Here is an 18,344-nt window from a genome sequence, read left to right as displayed (position 1 = left end):
GGCGCTGACCAAAAAATGCATGCCATTCCTGTTTGCCATTTTCTTTACGGTTTGATGCTGGAAAAAAAGATCCGTTCACTTTTCGGGTCCGGTGCTTCCCGTTTAAAATCGGCAGCGACTGTTTTTAATTCGAATCCGGCTTCAGCCAGCCAGTTCTGATAGACTTCAACTGCAAATGTCCGCTGCTTATGTAATTCTTCAAATCGGTCGTATTTGCCTGTGGCCTCGTCCAATACAAAAAAACTTAAATCATGTTCAACCGAGTGCGGGTGTTCACCGGGAAAGCTGTTCCAAATATAGGAAACCTCCCTGCCATTATCGGCAAATGTGTGGTTTTGAAACACTTCATCCATTTTATAAATCGAATGCACATCAAAAAGAAACAGCCCGCCCGGTTTCAAGGCATTGAATACATTTTTCAATGCAGCCTCCACTTCAGCTTCCGTGCCCAAATAATTGAACGAGTCGCAAAAAATCGTTACGATGTCAAAGTCATGCAAACCCGATAATGCGCACATGTTTTGCTGAAGCAGTGTAACCGGTGTACCGGATTCTATCGCTTTTTCACTCGCGACCGCCAGCATGTCTTCCGATAAATCAACGCCTGTCACATCATAACCGCTTTTGGCAAGGCGGATGGATAATTCGCCTGTTCCGCAAGCCAAATCCAGGACACGGCGGCCTTCTGTGTGGTGCCGCCGCTGTTCTTCCTTCACCCAGTCCAGCCAGTCATCATAAGGCGCATCATTCATTAAAGCGTCATACACATAGGCAAAATCTTCGTAGCTCATGACAATGCGCTTTGGATATTAACGGACGGCGCATCTCCCCAAAGCCTCTCCAAATTGTAGTAATTTCTTTCATCACGGTTAAAGATATGGGCAACAATATCCCCAAGGTCAATCAGGATCCATTTTCCTTCGTCGAAGCCTTCCATCCGCCTTACCGTGCACCCCGCTTCCTCCGCTTTTTCTTTTACTTCGCGGGCGATCGTCTGAATTTGTTTGTCGGAATTCCCATTGCAAATAAGAAAATAATCTGCAATTAAAGAAATTCCCTGCATATTTAAGACGACAATATCTTCTGCACGTTTATCATCACAAGCCTTGACGACGGTTTTTAATAATGCATCATTGTTCAAATGGATTTCCCTTCTTTCTTGAATATTAAATCATTGTATAATGAAAAGGTTTCCGGAAAAATTGCCTGCTGTTTGCCTGCCAGGAATTGGATGGTGTGGCCGGCCGCATACAGTACGGCTTCATCCAAATTTTTTGCAGCCAGTCTTCTGGCTTCTTCCACGCCCGGGAAACTGCGTCCCGGTTCAATATAGTCTGCCAGATAAATGATTTTTTCGAGCTTGGACATGCCGGCTCTTCCGGATGTGTGGAAACGGATGGCGCCAAGCACATCGCTGTCGCGGATGCCCGCTTCTTTTTCAACTAAATACGCGCCAACAGGGGCATGCCATAGTTCAGAGTGGAAAGCAAGCAATCTTTCATCCAGCTGTTGGTCCACTATGATTTGCTTCATTTCATCAGCCGGGCGGAATTTCGCATAATCATGAAAAATCGCTGCCAGTTCCGCTTTTTTTTCATCTTCATGATATTTTTTTGCCAGTTGTACCGCTGTTTTCATGACGCCAATCGTATGGGTATAGCGCCGTTCTGTCAGCTGCGCTTTTACCAATTGCAATGCTTTATCACGTTCCATAGATATGATGCTCCTTTATATACTCCCACACCGGATCAACAATTAAATATTTTACCGATCTTTTTTTTTGCAGGTGGTTACGGATCAGTGACGATGAGATATGAATTTCGGGTATTTCCACATATTGTACCGGATAGGGGGTGGCATGGGAGTATTTTGGCCGGTTTACACCAACAAATTGGACAAGCTGAACGAGTTCACCAATATTGCGCCACTTTGGCAGATACTCGATCATGTCCGCCCCAATGATAAAATAAAATTGTACATCCGGCTCCCGGTTCTTCAGCAGTACCATTGTATCATACGTATATGAACGCCCGGTTCTCTCCAGTTCAATTGTTTCGATTTTAAATGCAGGATTACCGGCAACGGAAAGCTCGAGCATGTTCAGCCGGTCCCTGCTCGTGACATCCGCAGGCTTATCCTTATGCGGCGGTTCCTGGTTCGGCATAAACCGGATCTCATCCAATTCCAATTCCTGCAACACTTCATTTGCCAAAATTAAATGCCCGAGGTGAGGAGGGTCAAATGTTCCTCCTAATATCCCCACTCTTTTTTTCTTCATGCTGCCCCACCTTAAGGAAGAACAATTTCTTTATTGTTTTTTGATTCTTTATAGAGGACGATCGTATGCCCGATGATCTGCACAAGTTCGGCATTTGTCCCTGAGGCTAATTCCTTGGCGACTGTTTCGTGATCATCTTCACAGTTTTGCAGTACACTGATTTTCATCAGTTCACGTGCCTCAAGTGCATCGTTTACCTGCTTGACCATATTATCATTGACCCCGCCTTTTCCCACTTGAAAAATCGGGTTTAAGTGATGGGCTTTTGCACGTAAAAAACGTTTTTGTTTGCCAGTTAACATAGAGTTCCTCCTAATTTGTCCAGTACAATGCTTTTCATTCTATCCGTATCGGGATTGATTCCGGTCCATTTCTTAAACGCAATTGCTCCCTGGTAAATAAACATGCCGAGCCCATTTTGCGTGCGGGCGCCGCGTTTTCTTGCTTCTTTTAAAATTTTCGTTTCAAACGGGTTATAAATAATATCGGATACGAATGTACCCGGCTTCACGTTTTCCAACGATACCGGTTGTGCTTCCGTGTCCGGATGCATGCCAACGGGTGTCGTCTGGACGATCAGTGTATACTCGCCCAATCGGGTTTCCGCTTCTTTTAAACCAAGGACATCCGACTGGCATGAAAAAGGGTTCGCCCTTTGGATCGCTGCCGCCCTTTCCACATTCCGGTTGCAGAGATCAATAGCCGCGGCGCCTTCTTTTGCGAGCGAATAATAGATGGCTTTGGCCGCCCCGCCCGCACCGATGACAAGCACTTTTTCTGTTTTTACATCCTTTCCGCTTTCTTCCCTGAACGCCTGAATAAAACCGGGCCCGTCTGTATTGTACCCGATCAAGCTGCCGCCCCTGCGCACAACTGTATTAACGGCGCCAATGGCTTCAGCAAGCGGGTCGATTTCATCCAAATAAGGCATGATTGCGGTTTTATGCGGAATTGTTACGTTAAAACCGGCGACCCCGATTGCTTTCATTCCTTTCACCGCCGTTTCCAGGTTTTCGGGCGTAATATGAAAAGCATGGTAATAGGCGTCATATTGCAGTGCCCTGAAAGCATCATTGTGCATCGCCGGCGATAAGGAATGGGCAATCGGATCTCCAATTACCCCGTATAAAGCTGTCAAAATTTCTCATCCCCCAGTATAACGGAAGAAAGACAGGAACAAAAATTCCCGCCTCCTCCCCCATTGTCTAAATCAATGACTTCCGGACCATGACCCGGACTCCTTTTGGCGCATAAGCTGCCACCACAGCGCCAGGATCATGTACGGTAATCCATCCGAGCCCCGAAAAGACAATATCCGTCTTTCCTTCTTTGATCGAAAATTCATGGCGCACCAGTTCAGGAAAATCGTCGAGCCGGTCATTTCCCGGCGGCTGCAGCAAATCTCCCAGTTGCCGTTCATATAAAGCATCCGCATTCTCAAGCTTGGTACGGTGAATATTCAGGGCATTGGAAACATAGCAGACAAATGAGCGCCTGCCGCCTTTGATATAATCAAATCTTGCCAGCCCGCCGAAAAATAATGTCTGCGCCTCATTCAGCTGGAAAACCATTGGCTTGATTTCTTTTTTTGGCGTAATCACCTTTAATTCATTTTTGCCGACAAAATGTGCCATTTGATGGTGGTTGATAATTCCCGGTGTGTCAAACAGGGCAGACCCGTCATCAAGCGGGATTTCGATCATATCCAGTGTCGTACCCGGAAAATAGGATGTTGTAATGAAGTCTTTTTCTCCTGTTGCCTGTTTGATGATGCGATTAATGAATGTTGATTTGCCGACATTCGTGCAGCCCACCACATAGGCGTCTTTCCCTTCCCGGTAATGGTCGATTGCTGCCATTGCCTCCGCAATGGCATGCCCCTTTGCTGCGCTGACCAGCAGCACATCAACCGGCTGGAGGCCAAACTCTTTTGCCTGCTGTTTCATCCACTGGATCATTTTCGCTCTTTTCACAGCTTTTGGCAACAGGTCCTCTTTATTCCCGATTAATAGAATCGGATTTTTCCCGACAAACCTCTGTAAACCAGGCAGCCAGCTGCCGTTAAAATCAAAAATATCGACGATTTTTACAATCAGCCCGTCCACCCGGCCAAGCTGGTTTAAAATTTTCAGGAAATCATCATCCGTCAGCGGCACATCCTGCACTTCATTGTAATGTTTCAGCCTGAAACATCGCTGGCAGATGATTTGTTCTTTCTCTAATGCAGATTTCGGGGCGTATCCCAATGCATCCGGGTCTTCCGTTTGGATGGCAACCCCGCAACCGATGCAGTGAACTTCCATTTTATCCAAATTTAATCCTCCCAAGTTAAATAGCCTTTTTTCTTAAACCATCCCATCATTTGCCGTTCAAGTTTGCGATTAAATTTTGTCACAAAACCATCCGACTGTGCAACCGGAACGACCAAAATGGTATAAAATCCGCTCCTGTTCCCGCCGAACACATCGGTCAGCAGCTGGTCGCCGATCACAACGGTTTCTTCCTTTTTGACATTCATCATCTCGAGCGCCTGGCGGAAAGCACGGCCCAGCGGTTTCCTCGCTTTATATAAAAACGGAATGCCGAGCGGATCAGCAAATGTTTTGACTCTGGTTTCGCTATTATTTGAAACAATTGTCACCTTAATATCATGTTTTTTCATATTTTGGAACCATTGGATCAGTTTTGGCGGCGCACTCGGCCTGTCCCATTCCACCAATGTATTATCCAAATCTGTAATGATTGCCTTTATGCCATGCTCCTTTAGTACTTTTGGATCTATATTCAAAACAGATTTCACTTGTTTTTTGGGCAAAAAATTTTTTAATAACAATCATGGACACTCCATTCATTCTACCGTTTCCTTCATGAGATGCAAATATCATTGCATGGTCATCCGTATTTTCCCCGTAATTTTAACATTTAATTTTACTTTATCATATCAATTCTGTGAAAATATTCAACTGAAAACATGAGAGACACGGATGGATGCTGCTTTTCGTGTCTTATTTGGTCCCTTTTTGCCCATCTCCGCGCTTTATGTCTGTTTGCCCCTCTTTCTTGTTCCGTGCCATGTCTTATCCATCGGTTCTCAAAAAAAATAACCGGCTCTTTAAAAGAGCCGGTCTTCTAATATTTTTTTGAAACAGACACAAAGCCTGGTTACCGCAGCTGCAGCCGGAAAGACAGCCGGGAACGAGGACAGACTTATCGGACAGCCAGTGCAGATTCAGCAGCCTCAAGCAGCAGATCCGCGATATGGACCGCGCGCACTTTTCCGCTTAACCCCTCGCGTTCAATTCCGAGTTTCATCTGTAGCAGGCATCCCGGATTTGCGGTTACAATCGTTGCAGCCTCTGTTGCTTTTGCATTCTCCATCTTATGGTCCAGGATTTGCATCGACATCTCTGACTCGACAATATTGTAGATTCCCGCCGAACCGCAGCAATGGTCGGCTTCTTTCATCTCGCGGTACTCAACATTTTCGATCGACTGCAGCAAGAGGCGCGGCGCCGAAAAAGTTTTCATGACATTCCGCAAATGGCAGGAATCCTGGTATGTCACCACCTGTTTCGGCAGGCTGAGTTTCCGCTTATGGAAACCAAGTTCAACAAGCACAGCAGAAATGTCCTTCATTTTACTTGAAAATGCTTGAGCCCGCTCCGCCCATTCCGGATCATCTTTTAACAGATGGCCGTAATCAATTAAATAAGCGCCGCAGCCGCCGGCATTAGAAATAATATAGTCCACTTTCAGGTCTTCGAAAGCCTGGATATTGCGGCGGGCAAGGTCCTTAGCCATTTCTTTTTCGCCGCCGTGGCCGTGAAGTGCGCCGCAGCATGCCTGGTTTTGCGGAATTACAATCTCGCAGCCGGCCAGCTGCAAGAGTTTCATCGTCGCATCATTCGTTTTCATGAACATCGTATCCATCAGGCAGCCTGTGAAAAAAGCGACCCGTTTTTTCACTTCTGTTTTGGGCGCCAAATGTGATGGCCGGTGCTTCATTTCTTTCATCGTCGGGATTTTCGGGAGCACTTTTTCCATGGAAGACAAATTGTCCGGCAGCAGTTTCAAAGCACCCGTTGCATGTGCCGCTTTCTGCAGGCCGGTCCGCTGGTAAAGCCCGATCAGCCCCGTTAAGAAACGCATCCGGTTCTGGTGCGGAAACAATTCTTCAAAAACCGTTTTCCGCAGCACTTTCACCGGCAGGGACTGCTTCTTTTTCTTGCTCTGCTGGATAATATCACGCGCTTCTTCCAGCAAATGGCCGTAATTGACGCCAGATGGGCATACCGATTCGCATGCCCTGCAGCCGAGACACAGATTCAAGGAATGCTCAACATCCTCATCCGGCTCAACCAGCCCGTCTACCACGGCTTTCATAAGCGCAATCCTTCCCCTCGGCGAATGCGATTCCTGAAATCCTGATTCAATATACGTCGGGCATGAAGGCAGGCAGAAACCGCAGCGCATACAGTTGAGCAGCTGGTCTTCATCCATTCTCTCTTTAAATTTCCGTTGAATTTCTTTTTGTTGTTCTGCTGTTATCAATTTGTCATCACCACACGGTTCGATTCTTTTGCAAATGCTTTTCCAGGATTGAGAATCTGATTCGGATCCAGTGCATTTTTGATTGCCTTCATGACTTCGATTCCGGTTTTTCCGAGTTTCCATTCTAAATACGGTGCTTTTGCCACGCCGACACCATGTTCACCCGTGATCGTGCCGCCAAGTTCAATCGCCTTTTGAAAAATTTCCGCAAAGGCTTTTTCCACCCGCTCCATTTCATCTTTGTCGCGAATATCTGCAAGGCAGGTCGGGTGCAGATTCCCATCCCCTGCATGTCCGAACGTCCCAATATTGAGCCCGTATTTTTCAGCAATCTCATTAATAGCTACGACCATTTTTGCGATTTCTGAACGCGGTACGGTCGCATCTTCCAATATCGTCGTTGGTTTCAGGCGGGCGAGCGCACTTAAAGCCGTTCTCCTTGCCGTCATTAAAGCTTCTGCATGTTCTGCCGATTGCGCGACCTGAACGTCGACTGCATGTTCCGCCCGGCAGATCTCAGCGATTTTTTGAATATCACGTTCGACTACCTCTTCCGGTCCGTCCTGCTCAATCAAAAGCACTGCCTTCACATTGGTCGGCAGCCCGATTTTCGCAAAATCTTCCACGGCTTTAAGCGTCGGCTGGTCGAGAAACTCAAGCGTTGTCGGAATGATCTTATTCGCAATAATATTGGAAACCGTTTGTGCACACGCTTCAATATCCTGATAGAGCGCAAGCATGGTCTTTTTCGTTTCCGGCATCGGTACAAGCTTTAAAGTCGCTTCTGTCAGGATGGCCAAAGTGCCTTCCGAACCAACCAGAAGCCGTGTCAGATCGTAACCGGCCACGTCCTTTGCAAGCTTGCCGCCGGTTTTGATCACCTCTCCGTTTGCGAGCACCGCTTCAAGCGCTATCACATAATCGCGTGTCACACCGTATTTCAAACCGCGCAGGCCGCCGGAATTCTCATTGATATTGCCGCCGATCGTCGAGATCTTCATCGAACTCGGATCCGGCGGGTAAAAGAGGCCCTTTGCTTCGACCGCTTTGATCATATCAAGTGTAACCACGCCGGGCTGTACCGTCACCGTTAAATTTTCTTCGTCAATTTCCAAAATTTTGTTCATATGCTTAAAAAGTAAAACAATGCCGCCTGCTACCGGGCATGTGCCTGCACAGAGATTCGATCCCGAGCCGCGCGGCACAATCGGAATTTTATGGGCATTACAGATTTTTACGATCTCTGTTATTTCTTCTTTATTGCGCGGCGCCACCACTGCATCCGGCATGGCCTGAAACTGCGGGCTTGCGTCGTACGAATACACAAGCCTGCCCGCGTTCGTGTCATCGTAGTTTTCCGGTCCGCAGATCTGTTTCAGCTTTTCTTTTATCTCCTTTGAAATCATTCCACCATCCCCGATCCGTAAAATATTCAACATTTTCACAAGATAAATATTGTTTTGTGCACGATTTTATGATATAGCTAAATGGAGAAGATTGGTATAGAGAAAGATACAAAGTTTTACCGGTTATTTTGCTATTTTTTTAGACTTTTATACAAAGAGGGTGGAGGACGATGCTGCTATCTCCAAAACTTGCCGGAAAAATTATTAATGAAGTCCAAACGGTGATGGATGAAGATATCATTGTCGTTGATGCAAATGGGATCATTATCGCTTCTACACAGAAAAACCGGATCGGAAACTTTCACAGGGGTGCGCAGATTGTGTTGCAAACGCAGGGAAAATTGTATATCGATGAAGTGATGGAAAAACGGCTGGAAGGGGTGCGCATGGGGATCAATATGCCAATCCAGTTTGAGGGCCGAATAATCGGCGTGATTGGTGTCACCGGCAGCCCGAAAGAAGTCGAACATTTTGCAGAGCTGATCCGCCGGTTGACAGAATTGATTATTCAGGAAACCGTCCGTACCGAACAGACACAGTCAAAAACGCGGGGCCTTGAAGCCTATTTCTACGAATGGGCGACCCTGCAGGCCTATGACCAGCATTTTGCCGAACGCGGAATGATGCTCGGAATCCCGGTGCAGTCGCCGCATATTTGTTGCTTCTTACAGCTGGGCGCGGCGCAAGCGACGGAAACCGAGATGTATGAGCGTTTGAAATATCATTTTGAAACCGGACAGGACATGATCGTACGCTGGGGGCCGGGGCTGTACCTGCTTCTGAAAGATGTGGGAGCGCCGTTTTCCGAGCAAAGACTCAATAAGCGGTTTGTTGTGTTTCAGCAAGCATTTTTGAAAAAATACGGACAAGCCTGTGCAATCGGTGTGGGCAAAACAGCCGGCACTTTTGTCATCCACCAGTCGTTCATAGAAGCGAAAAAGGCGTTAAAGGCGGCAGAAAAAAGCGGGGGCATTGTATTTTATCAGGACTTGCTTTTGGATTTGCTTGTGGAAGAAGTGTCTGAGGATTCGCGAAAAGCGTATTTGGAAAAAACGGCCGAAAAATTGCGGGGCCATGCCGGACTGTTGGAAACATTGCAGGCCTATCTTGCGAACAACCTGTCACTGAAAGAAACGGCCTTAGAGCTGCATGTGCATATCAACACGCTCCACTACCGGCTCAAGCAGATTACAGAGGTCACAGGCATTGACCCGAAAACAACAGAAGGAATTGCTTTGTTTTATTTGGCAGTACAGCTGGCGGAATGAACGATTGATCATCATGTTGGCAAAAATCCGCGAATCTGCAGGGTGCAGCAGCAGAAAAATGCGTTGTAAGCTGAAAAAGCCGGGCTTATCCCCGCCCGGCCTGCATTTTTAATCCTTACTTATTTTTGTCGCAGAACGCGCTCCAAAATACCATTAAGACAAAAGCAACAATGGAGGACACGAGTAATACAAGCCCCAACGCCCCCAGTCCCATGCCTTCAAAGCCACCTATCATGAAGCTGATCAATACAATGATGATGCCAAGAAATATAACGAGGATCGGCAATACATAAACCGGGATATTCATGAATTTCCCCAGGAAGTATCCGATAATCATAACCAATATCGTACATATCGCCGAGTAGATGCCAAACGCCATCTTCTCCCCCCTTTGCCATCACGGCTATTTCACTTCATACTGCCCCATCATCCCCAAATCTTCATGTTCAAGGATATGGCAGTGATACATGTAAATGCCTTTAAACGGGAACCGCATGATGACTTTTACCGTTTCGCCAGGATTGACAAGCACAGTATCTTTCCAGCCTTGTTCATTCAGCGGCGGTGTTTTCCCATTGATGCTGATGATTTGGAACTGGACGCCATGAATATGGAACGGGTGGACCATTTCTTTCGTTCCCATGGATGTTGACGCATTTTTGATGTTCCAAATTTCCACAGAATTCAATTTTACCTTCTCGTCAATACGGTCCATCTTCATCTGCTTGCCGTTGATATTGACGTCCGGTCCCATGCCTTTCATCACAAATGTCCGCGTCTTTACCGCTTCTGAAACCGGGATTTTATCAATCGTTGCCAGTTTTTGTGGAACACGATATTGCTTGTTGTCTTTGCCCTTGGCTTTGAAATACATCAGTGTTTCTTTGCCATTTTTCAGCTGCAATGTGCCGCCGCTTTCGAGCGCAGAGAAATCAACGAGAATTTCTGCACGTTCGCCGGCGGACAGTGTTAAGTTTTTCAATTTAACCGGTGACTTCAGCAACCCGCCGTCAGAAGCAATCTGTGTAAAGGTTTGCTTGCCGCTCAAGTGTAAATGATACGTTCTGCCGTTCGCCCCGTTTAGAATCCGGAGCCTGACAAGTCCACGTTTTACTTTCAATTGCGGCTTAACCGCGCCATTGACCAATTCGGTTGTGCCCTGAAAGCCGAACATCTGGTCATTCATGTCCAATTTATAGGACAACTGCCCGCTTTTATTGAAGCGGCGGTCCTGCAGTACGAGCGGGAAGTCATTTTTGCCATATTTGTTTGGAATATCGAGGCTTTCTGAGTTTTGATCATCAATATAAAATAATCCGGCGAGGCCTTTATAGACCTGTTTGCCTGTTTTCCCCATCGGATGCGGATGGTACCAGAGTGTGGCGGCCGGCTGGTTGACCATAAAGCTGACCTTCCATGTTTTGCCTGGCGCAATCTGATTATGCGGCCCGCCATCTGCTGTACCCGGTACCAGCAAGCCGTGCCAGTGCACTGTTGTCACTTCTTTTAATTTGTTTTTTACTATCATGTTGACCTGTTCTCCGCGCTTTACCCGGATGACAGGGCCAAGATAACTGCCATTATAACCATATGTGGTTGACATTTTCCCGGAGACAAATGACTTTTTCCCCTGTTGCGCGCTCAGAGTGAAATCCGCAACTTTTGGATCCGGGTTGGTATCTTTCAAGAGAGCGGGAACCGGGAGCGGGGGATGCTGTGCCGCTTTTTGCTTTGCGTTTTCTTTTACTTGCTGCTGATGGCTGTAAAAAAACGCCGCCCCGATCAAAATCACCAATATTACTATGCTTAAAATCCATCTTTTCCTGTTTTTCATCCTACCCCTGCTTTTTGCTTCAATTTATTCCACCCTTAACGGGCAGTAAGACTCCTGCCTCAAGAATCCAAGTTAAGAAGAAGATCGGCGGGAGATCAACTGCCCGTCGAAGGAAAACCCTCCACTGATGGAAGTTTCACTTTATCCCTTCTCGTATCATCTTAACACTTTTCTGCACAAAGGTTTTATTGTAAAAGTTTGGCCGTTTTGTGAACTTTTTTGTTAAAATGGATCTTTGTGTTATTTCATTTTTATCAGGGGTATAATATACATGTATAAAGAAGGAGGGATTTGATATGTTTGATCTTATGCCGTTCCATAAAGGAAATGAGGATGTTTTCGAACGTATGCTGAAGACCTTCAATGATATGTTTAACACAAATGGCCTGGCTCCGATTACCGGAAGCACCAACTCATTCCGGACAGACATCACCGAAAAAGATGATGCATATTATGTTGAGGCAGATTTGCCGGGATTTTCAAAAGAAGACATTACCATTGACGTCAACAACAACTATTTAACGATCCGCGCAAAACGCGACCAAGTAGAAGAAAGTAAAGACGAAAAAGGCAAAATGATTCGGCAGGAACGCCGCTACGGAGAATTCGTCCGGCAGTTTTATGTCGATAATATAAAAGAAGACGAAATCAGCGCCACGCTTGATAACGGCGTCCTGAAAATCAATATTCCGAAAAAGGCAAAAGAAGCGCCATCAGGCAAACGGATTCAAATTCAATAAATTACAAATCCCCTTCTCAAAGGGGATTTTTTTATGGATACCTATTATATAAAATGAACGAAACATTGCTACTCTGTTTCCCTCTGTAAAAAGGAGTAATCATGCAAAATGATGATGGGTCTTGATGCAAAAACTTAAGTTCATTTTATATAGCTGCTTCTTTTCAACTCACGCAAAAAAGGAGCCCGCTTTGTGGCCCCTTGCTTTATTCAGTTAATTCTTTTTTCATTTTTTTAAATTCTTCTTCCGTAATCTCGCCCTTTGCATAACGTTCACGTAAAATTTCCAAACTGCGGTCTTCTTTATGCTGCGGTGCAACATCCTTTACACTGAGTTTCTTGATTCCGATAACGATCAAGTATATGATCAAAACGAGAATCAGCAGCTGGGCAAACATGCTGACGATCCCAAATGCCCCCATCATGCCGTAACCTCCGTACATCATGCTGCAACATCCTTCCTGTAATTCCCTGTCCATTGTATAAAAAGATGTGGACAGGTATCTTCTTCATTATTACTTTATCACCTTTTTCTAAAAAAATCCTTCATGCTGTTTTTCATCATTGAAAAGCTAGTAAAGCACTGCCGGCCCTTGCCTTTATGGTATCGTCCATCCGTTTTTTGCTGCCCCTGCTTTTTTCCTGATTAGAAAATGGAAACTGAATGCTTTTTTGCAAATTCCCCTGTGTTTTCCTCTCGTTAATATTAGCATTATGCATTTTAATGCTAATAAAACCCTTGAAATGTTGTTAAATCAACGTTTCAGGGGTTTTTTCGTTTTTATGTATTTTGCAAAATTGAGCAAGATAATGCACTAATTTGGGGCCACTGGGCCCAAGTTGGGGCCAAAAAAAATAATAGCATGGGTGAAGGAATGGAAAGAAAAACACTGCTAGCATGGTATTTAAAAGATGATGATATAAGTGGGATATGTTATGTTAGGGTTGAAGTTATAATTTAAGAAAAAAAAGCATTGGTAAATAATCTTACCGATGCCTTTTTAGTTTTGGTCTACTATGCTTTTCCTTATTATTTACATACTTTTTATGAAGTTTATAGAGGTATTCTCCCACTTTCTATAATTTCATCAAAATGTTCCGTACTCAATATGTGTGGAGTGCTGACGATAGTATAAATCACAAAAAAACATGAGATGTAGTGGTGCATATTTTTATTAAATACATTATTTTTATTCTTCATCTTGTAATATAGAATCTTGAAAGTTTGAAGCCATATTTACATGTAATCTTGCAGTTTCATCAACACTAAGAAAATCGATACGATTATTGGGTAACTTTCTTACTTTTGAAAGCCCTTCTGCAATTCTTCTCACATTAACTAAATTCATCTTTCCCTCGATAAACTGCTCTGCTGCTATATGAAAATTCCTCTCAAATTCTTGCCGTGTTTTGGGTGTATCCATTGGTTTTATATTCATCTGTTTATCTCCATTTTATATTTCATAAATTTCACGGTTTTCCCGATCAATTATTAACCAAGTGTTTTCATATTTAATTAGCCATAGCAATCTCCATAGGGTCAAATTCAATCTCTTTGCCTTTTGTTTCGATATTAGGAGACGCGATCCTTCTCGAAGTGGTAAACCTAATTTATTTACACTGCCGGAAATTAATCACTACTATAACATGGTTACCATTGGAGTGATGTCAAGAAAAATGGTCTTCCAAAGAAAAAAGATTTTAAGAGATCAAAAAAGTCTAATTCCTCCACATTTTTATCGAGGAATTAGACTAATGATCTTCAACAGTTGCGCCCATTTGTGTAATAAATAAAAATATCAAAACACTGATTCATAAATAGGAAAAACGTTGTACCTTTATTTCTTTTTAATCCAAAATTTAATGACCGGACCATCTTGTTCTGTTTTTAAGATAGTATGTCCTGCGTTTTTCGACCATGCAGGTAAGTCATTTAATGTTCCTCTGTCTGTTGCATGAAGTTCTAAAATCTGATTGCTTTCAATTGTCTCTATACCCTTTTTTAATTTTACAATAGGCATAGGACAAGTTAGACCTGTAACGTCAACAACTTCATCCACTATTATATCATTTTCATCTTGAATAATCGTTTCACCTAAGTCATTCGTTGTTGTTTCCACATCAACATGAATATTACTACCATAGACAGATGAATATGTTTTCCAACCACCATCAACATTTTTGACATGGTATCCGTTATTTTTCAAAATTCGACTTGCTAAATATCCTCTTAAACCAACTTGACAGCTGACATAAACTGTTTTGTCTTTTGGAATTTCATTTAATCTCTTTCTAAGATCATTTAATGGAATATTGATAGACCCTTTAATATAACCAAATTCACGTTCCATCGGTTCACGGACATCAATTAATAGCCCACCATCATCAATTGTTTTATCTACCTCATGCCATTGAATATGTTCTAACTCTCCTTCGAGTATGTTTGTCGCCACATAACCTGCCATATTAACAGGATCTTTTGCGGAAGAATATGGAGGTGCATAAGATAGTTCTAGATTGGTTAAATCCTCCACTGTTAATCCACCTTTGATAGCTGTTGAAATGACATCTATTCGTTTTTCAACTCCATCTACCCCTATGGCCTGCGCTCCATATATTTTACCTGTTTCTTTGTTAAAAATAAGTTTTAATGAAATTTGTGCAGCCCCCGGATAATAGCCTGCATGTGAACTTGGATGGATATGAAGAACCTCATAAGGAGTTCTAATCCTTTTTAGTGTCTTTTCATTGTTTCCAGTTGAAGCCACCGTTAAATCGAAAACTTTTGCCACTGATGTACCAAGTGTTCCTTGATATTTCTCTTTTTGTCCCATCATATTTTTCGCTGCAATACGACCCTGTCTATTTGCTGGTCCAGCTAGAGGAATCGCTGTTTGATTACCATTAATATAATCCACTACTTCTATTGCGTCTCCTACAGCATAAATGTCCTCGTTTGAGGTTTGCAGATATTCATTTACAATAATATGACCGCGTGGACCTAATTCAAGACCAGCATTTTTCGCTAATTCATTTTCAGGTCTTACTCCAATAGAAAGAATGGTCATATCTGTATCTACTGTTGTCCCATCAGATAAGATTATTTTCTTTCCATTATCTGCAAAAGATTGTACACCATTCTCTAAAATTAATCGTACACCTTTTTCTTTTAGATGGTGGTGCAAGATACTTGCCATTTCATAATCGATAGGTGCCATTACTTGGTTTGCCATTTCAATAATCGTGACTTTAATCCCGCGTTCTGCCAAGTTTTCTGCCATTTCAATACCGATAAAGCCACCACCGACAACAACTGCTTGTTTTGGTTTTTGTTGATCTACATAGTTTTTGATTTTATCCGTATCTGGAATATTTCTTAGGGTAAATAATGTCTCATTTTCCTTTAGACAGGGAATTGGGGGTATAATTGGTCTAGCGCCGGGTGATAACAATAATTTATCGTATGTTTCTTTGTACTCTTCACCATTTCGCAAATTTTTAATCGTGACTGAATGATGATCAGGATTAATACTCACTACTTCACTCAGATTACGAATATCCATGTTAAATCGTTCCGACATACCTTCTACTGTTTGTACTAATAATTTACTTCTGTCTGTAATGGTTTCCCCAATATAATATGGTAAACCACAGTTGGCAAATGAAATATATTCTCCACGTTCAACAAGAATAATTTCTACGTCTTCACTTAATCTTCTTAACTTCGCTGCTGCTGTGGCCCCGCCTGCAACTCCACCTATGATGATTACTTTTTGTGTCATGGTAAAATCCTCCTGATGTTTTATTCACAATTTTCAAATACCCTATAAGGTATAAATTAAAGCAAAAAAATTTTTAAAAGAGTATGGTTTCAAAAGCTTGCAAGTAAAACAAACTAAGCTGAATTCAGCTTGCAAGCATGATATCTTTACGTGTAAATTAAAAAGTTAGTGTTACATCAGCATCTTTCGCAAATTGTAGGAATGTTACAGCTCCACCGACTTCAATCCCATCAACAAACACTTCTTCTCCAAGTCCCATTACATCCATAGTCATTTGACAGCCAATCAATTTAACTCCTAATTCTTGTGCCATTGCGAGTATGTCAGGAATAGAAGGAACATTTGCCTTTGCAAATCCTTCTGCAAAATGTTCTTTTCCTTCTGGCATAGGTAGTTGTTTATTCGCTTCTTTATGAATTAAGTTTAATCCTTCAAAGGTAAAGAAAATAGCTACCTCTTGATCCATTGAAGCTGCTGCTGTTGCAATATTAAAGACTTTATAGGCATCGAATAATCCACCATTGCTTGCGATAATTGCTACTTTTTCACTCATTATTATGCCTCCTATTTGGTCATGTTATTAAAGATTAATATTTTATTATGTCTTTATTTGACCTTGTTATTAAAAATTATTAAATACCCATATTACTATCTAGGTATGAAGCCAACAAAGAATATATTAGGAATTTTAAATTCATTGTTTTATACCTGTAAGGGTATTATTTTTTCTGAAAAATTTATTTAGTTTCACTTTCCCAAGCAAGCATTCCACCAATCAAGTTAATCACGTTATATCCGTAGCTTTCAAGGAATTGCACAGCACGACTACTTCTGCCTCCTGAATGGCAAACAATGATATATTCTTTTGATTTATCTAATTCATGCATACGAAACTCAATTAATCCTAATGGAATGTTTACTGCACCTGAAATTTTTCCAGTTGCAACTTCATGAACTTCACGAACATCAATGATATTTATTGTTTTTCCTTCGTTTATTAATTTTTCAACTTCTTTTGCTGTGATTTTATTCATCTAAAGGTTCCTCCAATTATTTTGTTTAAGACCAAGCATTCATTCCACTCTTAACATTTGTAACTTTTGAAAATCCTAATTTCTTTAAGATCTTACTCGCCTGCCTACTTCTCATTCCACTTTGACAGATCACGATTACTTCTTTTTCCCTTGACAGTTCTTTCTCCGCTTTTTGGGCGAGTTGATTAAGAGGGATATTTTTAAAGCCTCTAATATGATTTCCCTTATACTCTTCGGGTGTACGAACGTCAACAAATTGTTTGTTTTTGTCATTTAATTCAGCTTTTAAGTCTGTTGTTGAAATGTTGTTAACCCCTTTTGTTGGCAAGTATCTTTTGAATAAAAAGAATAGAAATATTGCAATAACAAGATAATTAACATAGTCCATTTGGTAACCTCCCAGATGTAATTCACACTATATACCCATATAGGTATTTTTAAAGTTAAAAAAATATCCTTTTCTAACGACTTTTTACTAGCAAGTTAACTGCTTCCTGTATTAATTCTTCCGTATTTTTTCCCCCTTGTTCATTAGTTTCTTGAACGCAATTAACTAAATTGGAACTTACGATTACCCCAATCGTACGATCAATGGCGGTTCTAGCTGCAGATAGCTGTGTAATAACCTCTTTGCAGTCCTTATTTTCTTCCATCATTCTTATAATTCCTCTCACTTGACCTTCAATACGTTTCACTCTATTTTTCATTTGAACATTGTAATCCATTGTTTTGCCTCCTTAACATTTAGTTCCTATTTTCAAGGAATTTTCCTTTAAAAATAAATGGTGATGTTTAGAATTAACAATAGTATATCCAACAACACAAAAGCCCTTTTTCCTAAAGAAGCGTATTCCAATATTTTTTTCAAGAAGATTTGATACAATTAAGTGTAAATCACTATTTGGAATTTCGTTGACATTTCTGTTTAAATAAGAAATAGGAATATTCATCGTGCCTTCAACTGGGTTGTTGTGCGATTCATTGTAATCTCTTATATCAATTACCTTTATTTTATCTAAATCAAGGTCCTTCAAATTGATACAATGAACACCTGAAACTGGAAAATATCTTTTATATAAAACAAAAGTTAAAATTATTGTCATTAAAAGTAAAAATTCCATTTAATCCTCCTTCAAATAACAACTATCGTTGACAGGTTTTATAATATACCCCGATAGGTATAATGTCAATAGGACAAATTAAAAAGTTTACTATAAACCCAGATTACGAAAGTAAAATAGTAATTTAAAATAAAAAAAGGGCCCCATCCTTTGGTATAATTGATTTTGAGGAAAAAACAATAACCAAGAAAGGGGGCACCTTTAAGGTGAATTATATCATTCCTGTCTCAAGAATTAAATATGAATTCAATTTAAAGAATAGTACAAAATTTAGTGGCATCCTCCCATTTCTGCAATTTCTGGAACGGATGAAAATCCAGCAGACTTTCCG

General features: G+C 42.0%; 22 protein-coding genes. 2 read left to right on the top strand and 20 right to left on the bottom strand.

The window, feature by feature from the left end:
• Positions 1–44: 44 nt before the first annotated feature.
• The 10 genes from C232_RS0103650 to glcD all read right to left on the bottom strand — a co-directional run bounded on the left by C232_RS0103650 (position 45) and on the right by glcD (position 8,235).
• Positions 45–791 carry a class I SAM-dependent DNA methyltransferase gene (locus C232_RS0103650; RefSeq protein ID WP_018661382.1) on the bottom strand — a complete coding sequence of 249 codons (747 nt, stop codon included), beginning with the start codon at positions 789–791 and terminating at the stop codon, positions 45–47.
• Positions 788–1,141 carry a ribosome silencing factor gene (gene rsfS, locus C232_RS0103645; RefSeq protein ID WP_018661380.1) on the bottom strand — a complete coding sequence of 118 codons (354 nt, stop codon included), beginning with the start codon at positions 1,139–1,141 and terminating at the stop codon, positions 788–790. The genes C232_RS0103650 and rsfS overlap by 4 nt, the downstream gene beginning before the upstream one ends.
• Positions 1,138–1,713 (bottom strand): bis(5'-nucleosyl)-tetraphosphatase (symmetrical) YqeK, encoded by a 576-nt coding sequence (gene yqeK / locus C232_RS0103640; RefSeq protein ID WP_018661378.1) that lies wholly within the window; start codon positions 1,711–1,713, stop codon positions 1,138–1,140. Before yqeK ends, rsfS begins: the two co-directional genes overlap by 4 nt.
• Positions 1,703–2,278, bottom strand: coding sequence for a nicotinate-nucleotide adenylyltransferase (locus C232_RS0103635; protein WP_018661376.1), 576 nt, complete (start codon positions 2,276–2,278; stop codon positions 1,703–1,705). Before C232_RS0103635 ends, yqeK begins: the two co-directional genes overlap by 11 nt.
• Before the next feature lie 11 nt (positions 2,279–2,289).
• On the bottom strand, positions 2,290–2,580 hold the full coding sequence (yhbY, locus tag C232_RS0103630; protein ID WP_018661374.1) for a ribosome assembly RNA-binding protein YhbY: 291 nt from the start codon (positions 2,578–2,580) through the stop codon (positions 2,290–2,292).
• Positions 2,574–3,416, bottom strand: a complete 843-nt coding sequence (locus tag C232_RS0103625) for a shikimate dehydrogenase (RefSeq protein WP_018661372.1) — start codon at positions 3,414–3,416, stop codon at positions 2,574–2,576. Before C232_RS0103625 ends, yhbY begins: the two co-directional genes overlap by 7 nt.
• 67 nt (positions 3,417–3,483) lie before the next feature.
• Positions 3,484–4,590, bottom strand: a complete 1,107-nt coding sequence (gene yqeH, locus C232_RS0103620) for a ribosome biogenesis GTPase YqeH (protein WP_018661370.1) — start codon at positions 4,588–4,590, stop codon at positions 3,484–3,486.
• Positions 4,591–4,592: 2 nt separating this feature from the next.
• Positions 4,593–5,111: a YqeG family HAD IIIA-type phosphatase gene (locus tag C232_RS0103615; protein WP_018661369.1), complete on the bottom strand. Its 519-nt coding sequence runs from the start codon at positions 5,109–5,111 to the stop codon at positions 4,593–4,595.
• 374 nt (positions 5,112–5,485) lie between these two features.
• The gene (locus C232_RS0103610; protein ID WP_422723651.1) at positions 5,486–6,778 is read right to left on the bottom strand and encodes a (Fe-S)-binding protein; all 1,293 of its coding nucleotides are present in this window, start codon (positions 6,776–6,778) and stop codon (positions 5,486–5,488) included.
• 47 nt (positions 6,779–6,825) lie between these two features.
• Positions 6,826–8,235: a glycolate oxidase subunit GlcD gene (gene glcD / locus C232_RS0103605; protein WP_018661363.1), complete on the bottom strand. Its 1,410-nt coding sequence runs from the start codon at positions 8,233–8,235 to the stop codon at positions 6,826–6,828.
• A 170-nt stretch (positions 8,236–8,405) separates the two neighbouring features.
• On the opposite strand from glcD, the gene C232_RS0103600 reads away from it, so the two are divergent.
• On the top strand, positions 8,406–9,503 hold the full coding sequence (locus tag C232_RS0103600; protein ID WP_018661361.1) for a CdaR family transcriptional regulator: 1,098 nt from the start codon (positions 8,406–8,408) through the stop codon (positions 9,501–9,503).
• A gap of 115 nt (positions 9,504–9,618) precedes the next feature.
• Here C232_RS0103600 and C232_RS0103590 read toward each other — a convergent pair whose 3' ends face one another.
• Together C232_RS0103590 and C232_RS0103585 are read right to left on the bottom strand one after the other, a co-directional pair.
• Positions 9,619–9,882, bottom strand: coding sequence for a YesK family protein (locus C232_RS0103590; RefSeq protein WP_018661358.1), 264 nt, complete (start codon positions 9,880–9,882; stop codon positions 9,619–9,621).
• Positions 9,883–9,906: 24 nt separating this feature from the next.
• The gene (locus C232_RS0103585) at positions 9,907–11,337 is read right to left on the bottom strand and encodes a multicopper oxidase family protein (RefSeq protein WP_018661356.1); all 1,431 of its coding nucleotides are present in this window, start codon (positions 11,335–11,337) and stop codon (positions 9,907–9,909) included.
• A gap of 296 nt (positions 11,338–11,633) precedes the next feature.
• On the opposite strand from C232_RS0103585, the gene C232_RS0103580 reads away from it, so the two are divergent.
• On the top strand, positions 11,634–12,077 hold the full coding sequence (locus C232_RS0103580; RefSeq protein ID WP_018661353.1) for an Hsp20/alpha crystallin family protein: 444 nt from the start codon (positions 11,634–11,636) through the stop codon (positions 12,075–12,077).
• Between the two features lie 205 nt (positions 12,078–12,282).
• Here the strand turns inward: C232_RS0103580 and C232_RS0103575 are convergent, their stop codons facing one another.
• The 8 genes from C232_RS0103575 to C232_RS0103535 all read right to left on the bottom strand — a co-directional run bounded on the left by C232_RS0103575 (position 12,283) and on the right by C232_RS0103535 (position 18,013).
• The gene (locus C232_RS0103575; RefSeq protein ID WP_018661351.1) at positions 12,283–12,522 is read right to left on the bottom strand and encodes an SHOCT domain-containing protein; all 240 of its coding nucleotides are present in this window, start codon (positions 12,520–12,522) and stop codon (positions 12,283–12,285) included.
• 744 nt (positions 12,523–13,266) lie between these two features.
• Positions 13,267–13,515 carry an AVAST type 1 anti-phage system protein Avs1c gene (gene avs1c / locus C232_RS0103565; RefSeq protein WP_018661346.1) on the bottom strand — a complete coding sequence of 83 codons (249 nt, stop codon included), beginning with the start codon at positions 13,513–13,515 and terminating at the stop codon, positions 13,267–13,269.
• Positions 13,516–13,914: 399 nt separating this feature from the next.
• The gene (locus C232_RS0103560; protein WP_018661344.1) at positions 13,915–15,858 is read right to left on the bottom strand and encodes a CoA-disulfide reductase; all 1,944 of its coding nucleotides are present in this window, start codon (positions 15,856–15,858) and stop codon (positions 13,915–13,917) included.
• Between the two features lie 157 nt (positions 15,859–16,015).
• Positions 16,016–16,411 carry a DsrE/DsrF/DrsH-like family protein gene (locus C232_RS0103555; protein WP_018661342.1) on the bottom strand — a complete coding sequence of 132 codons (396 nt, stop codon included), beginning with the start codon at positions 16,409–16,411 and terminating at the stop codon, positions 16,016–16,018.
• Between the two features lie 184 nt (positions 16,412–16,595).
• Complete coding sequence (locus C232_RS0103550) at positions 16,596–16,892, bottom strand: rhodanese-like domain-containing protein (RefSeq protein ID WP_018661341.1); 297 nt, start codon at positions 16,890–16,892, stop codon at positions 16,596–16,598.
• A gap of 25 nt (positions 16,893–16,917) precedes the next feature.
• Positions 16,918–17,280 carry a rhodanese-like domain-containing protein gene (locus C232_RS0103545; protein WP_018661339.1) on the bottom strand — a complete coding sequence of 121 codons (363 nt, stop codon included), beginning with the start codon at positions 17,278–17,280 and terminating at the stop codon, positions 16,918–16,920.
• A 73-nt stretch (positions 17,281–17,353) separates the two neighbouring features.
• Positions 17,354–17,617, bottom strand: coding sequence for a metal-sensitive transcriptional regulator (locus tag C232_RS0103540; RefSeq protein ID WP_018661337.1), 264 nt, complete (start codon positions 17,615–17,617; stop codon positions 17,354–17,356).
• Positions 17,618–17,629: 12 nt separating this feature from the next.
• The gene (locus C232_RS0103535; protein WP_018661335.1) at positions 17,630–18,013 is read right to left on the bottom strand and encodes a rhodanese-like domain-containing protein; all 384 of its coding nucleotides are present in this window, start codon (positions 18,011–18,013) and stop codon (positions 17,630–17,632) included.
• Positions 18,014–18,344 lie beyond the last annotated feature (331 nt).

The sequence above is a fragment of the Heyndrickxia acidiproducens DSM 23148 genome (assembly GCF_000374345.1).
Taxonomy (GTDB): Bacteria; Bacillota; Bacilli; order Bacillales; family Bacillaceae_C; genus Weizmannia; species Weizmannia acidiproducens.
Note: the sequence above shows the minus strand (reverse complement) of the source record. Positions and strands in the feature narration are given on the sequence as shown.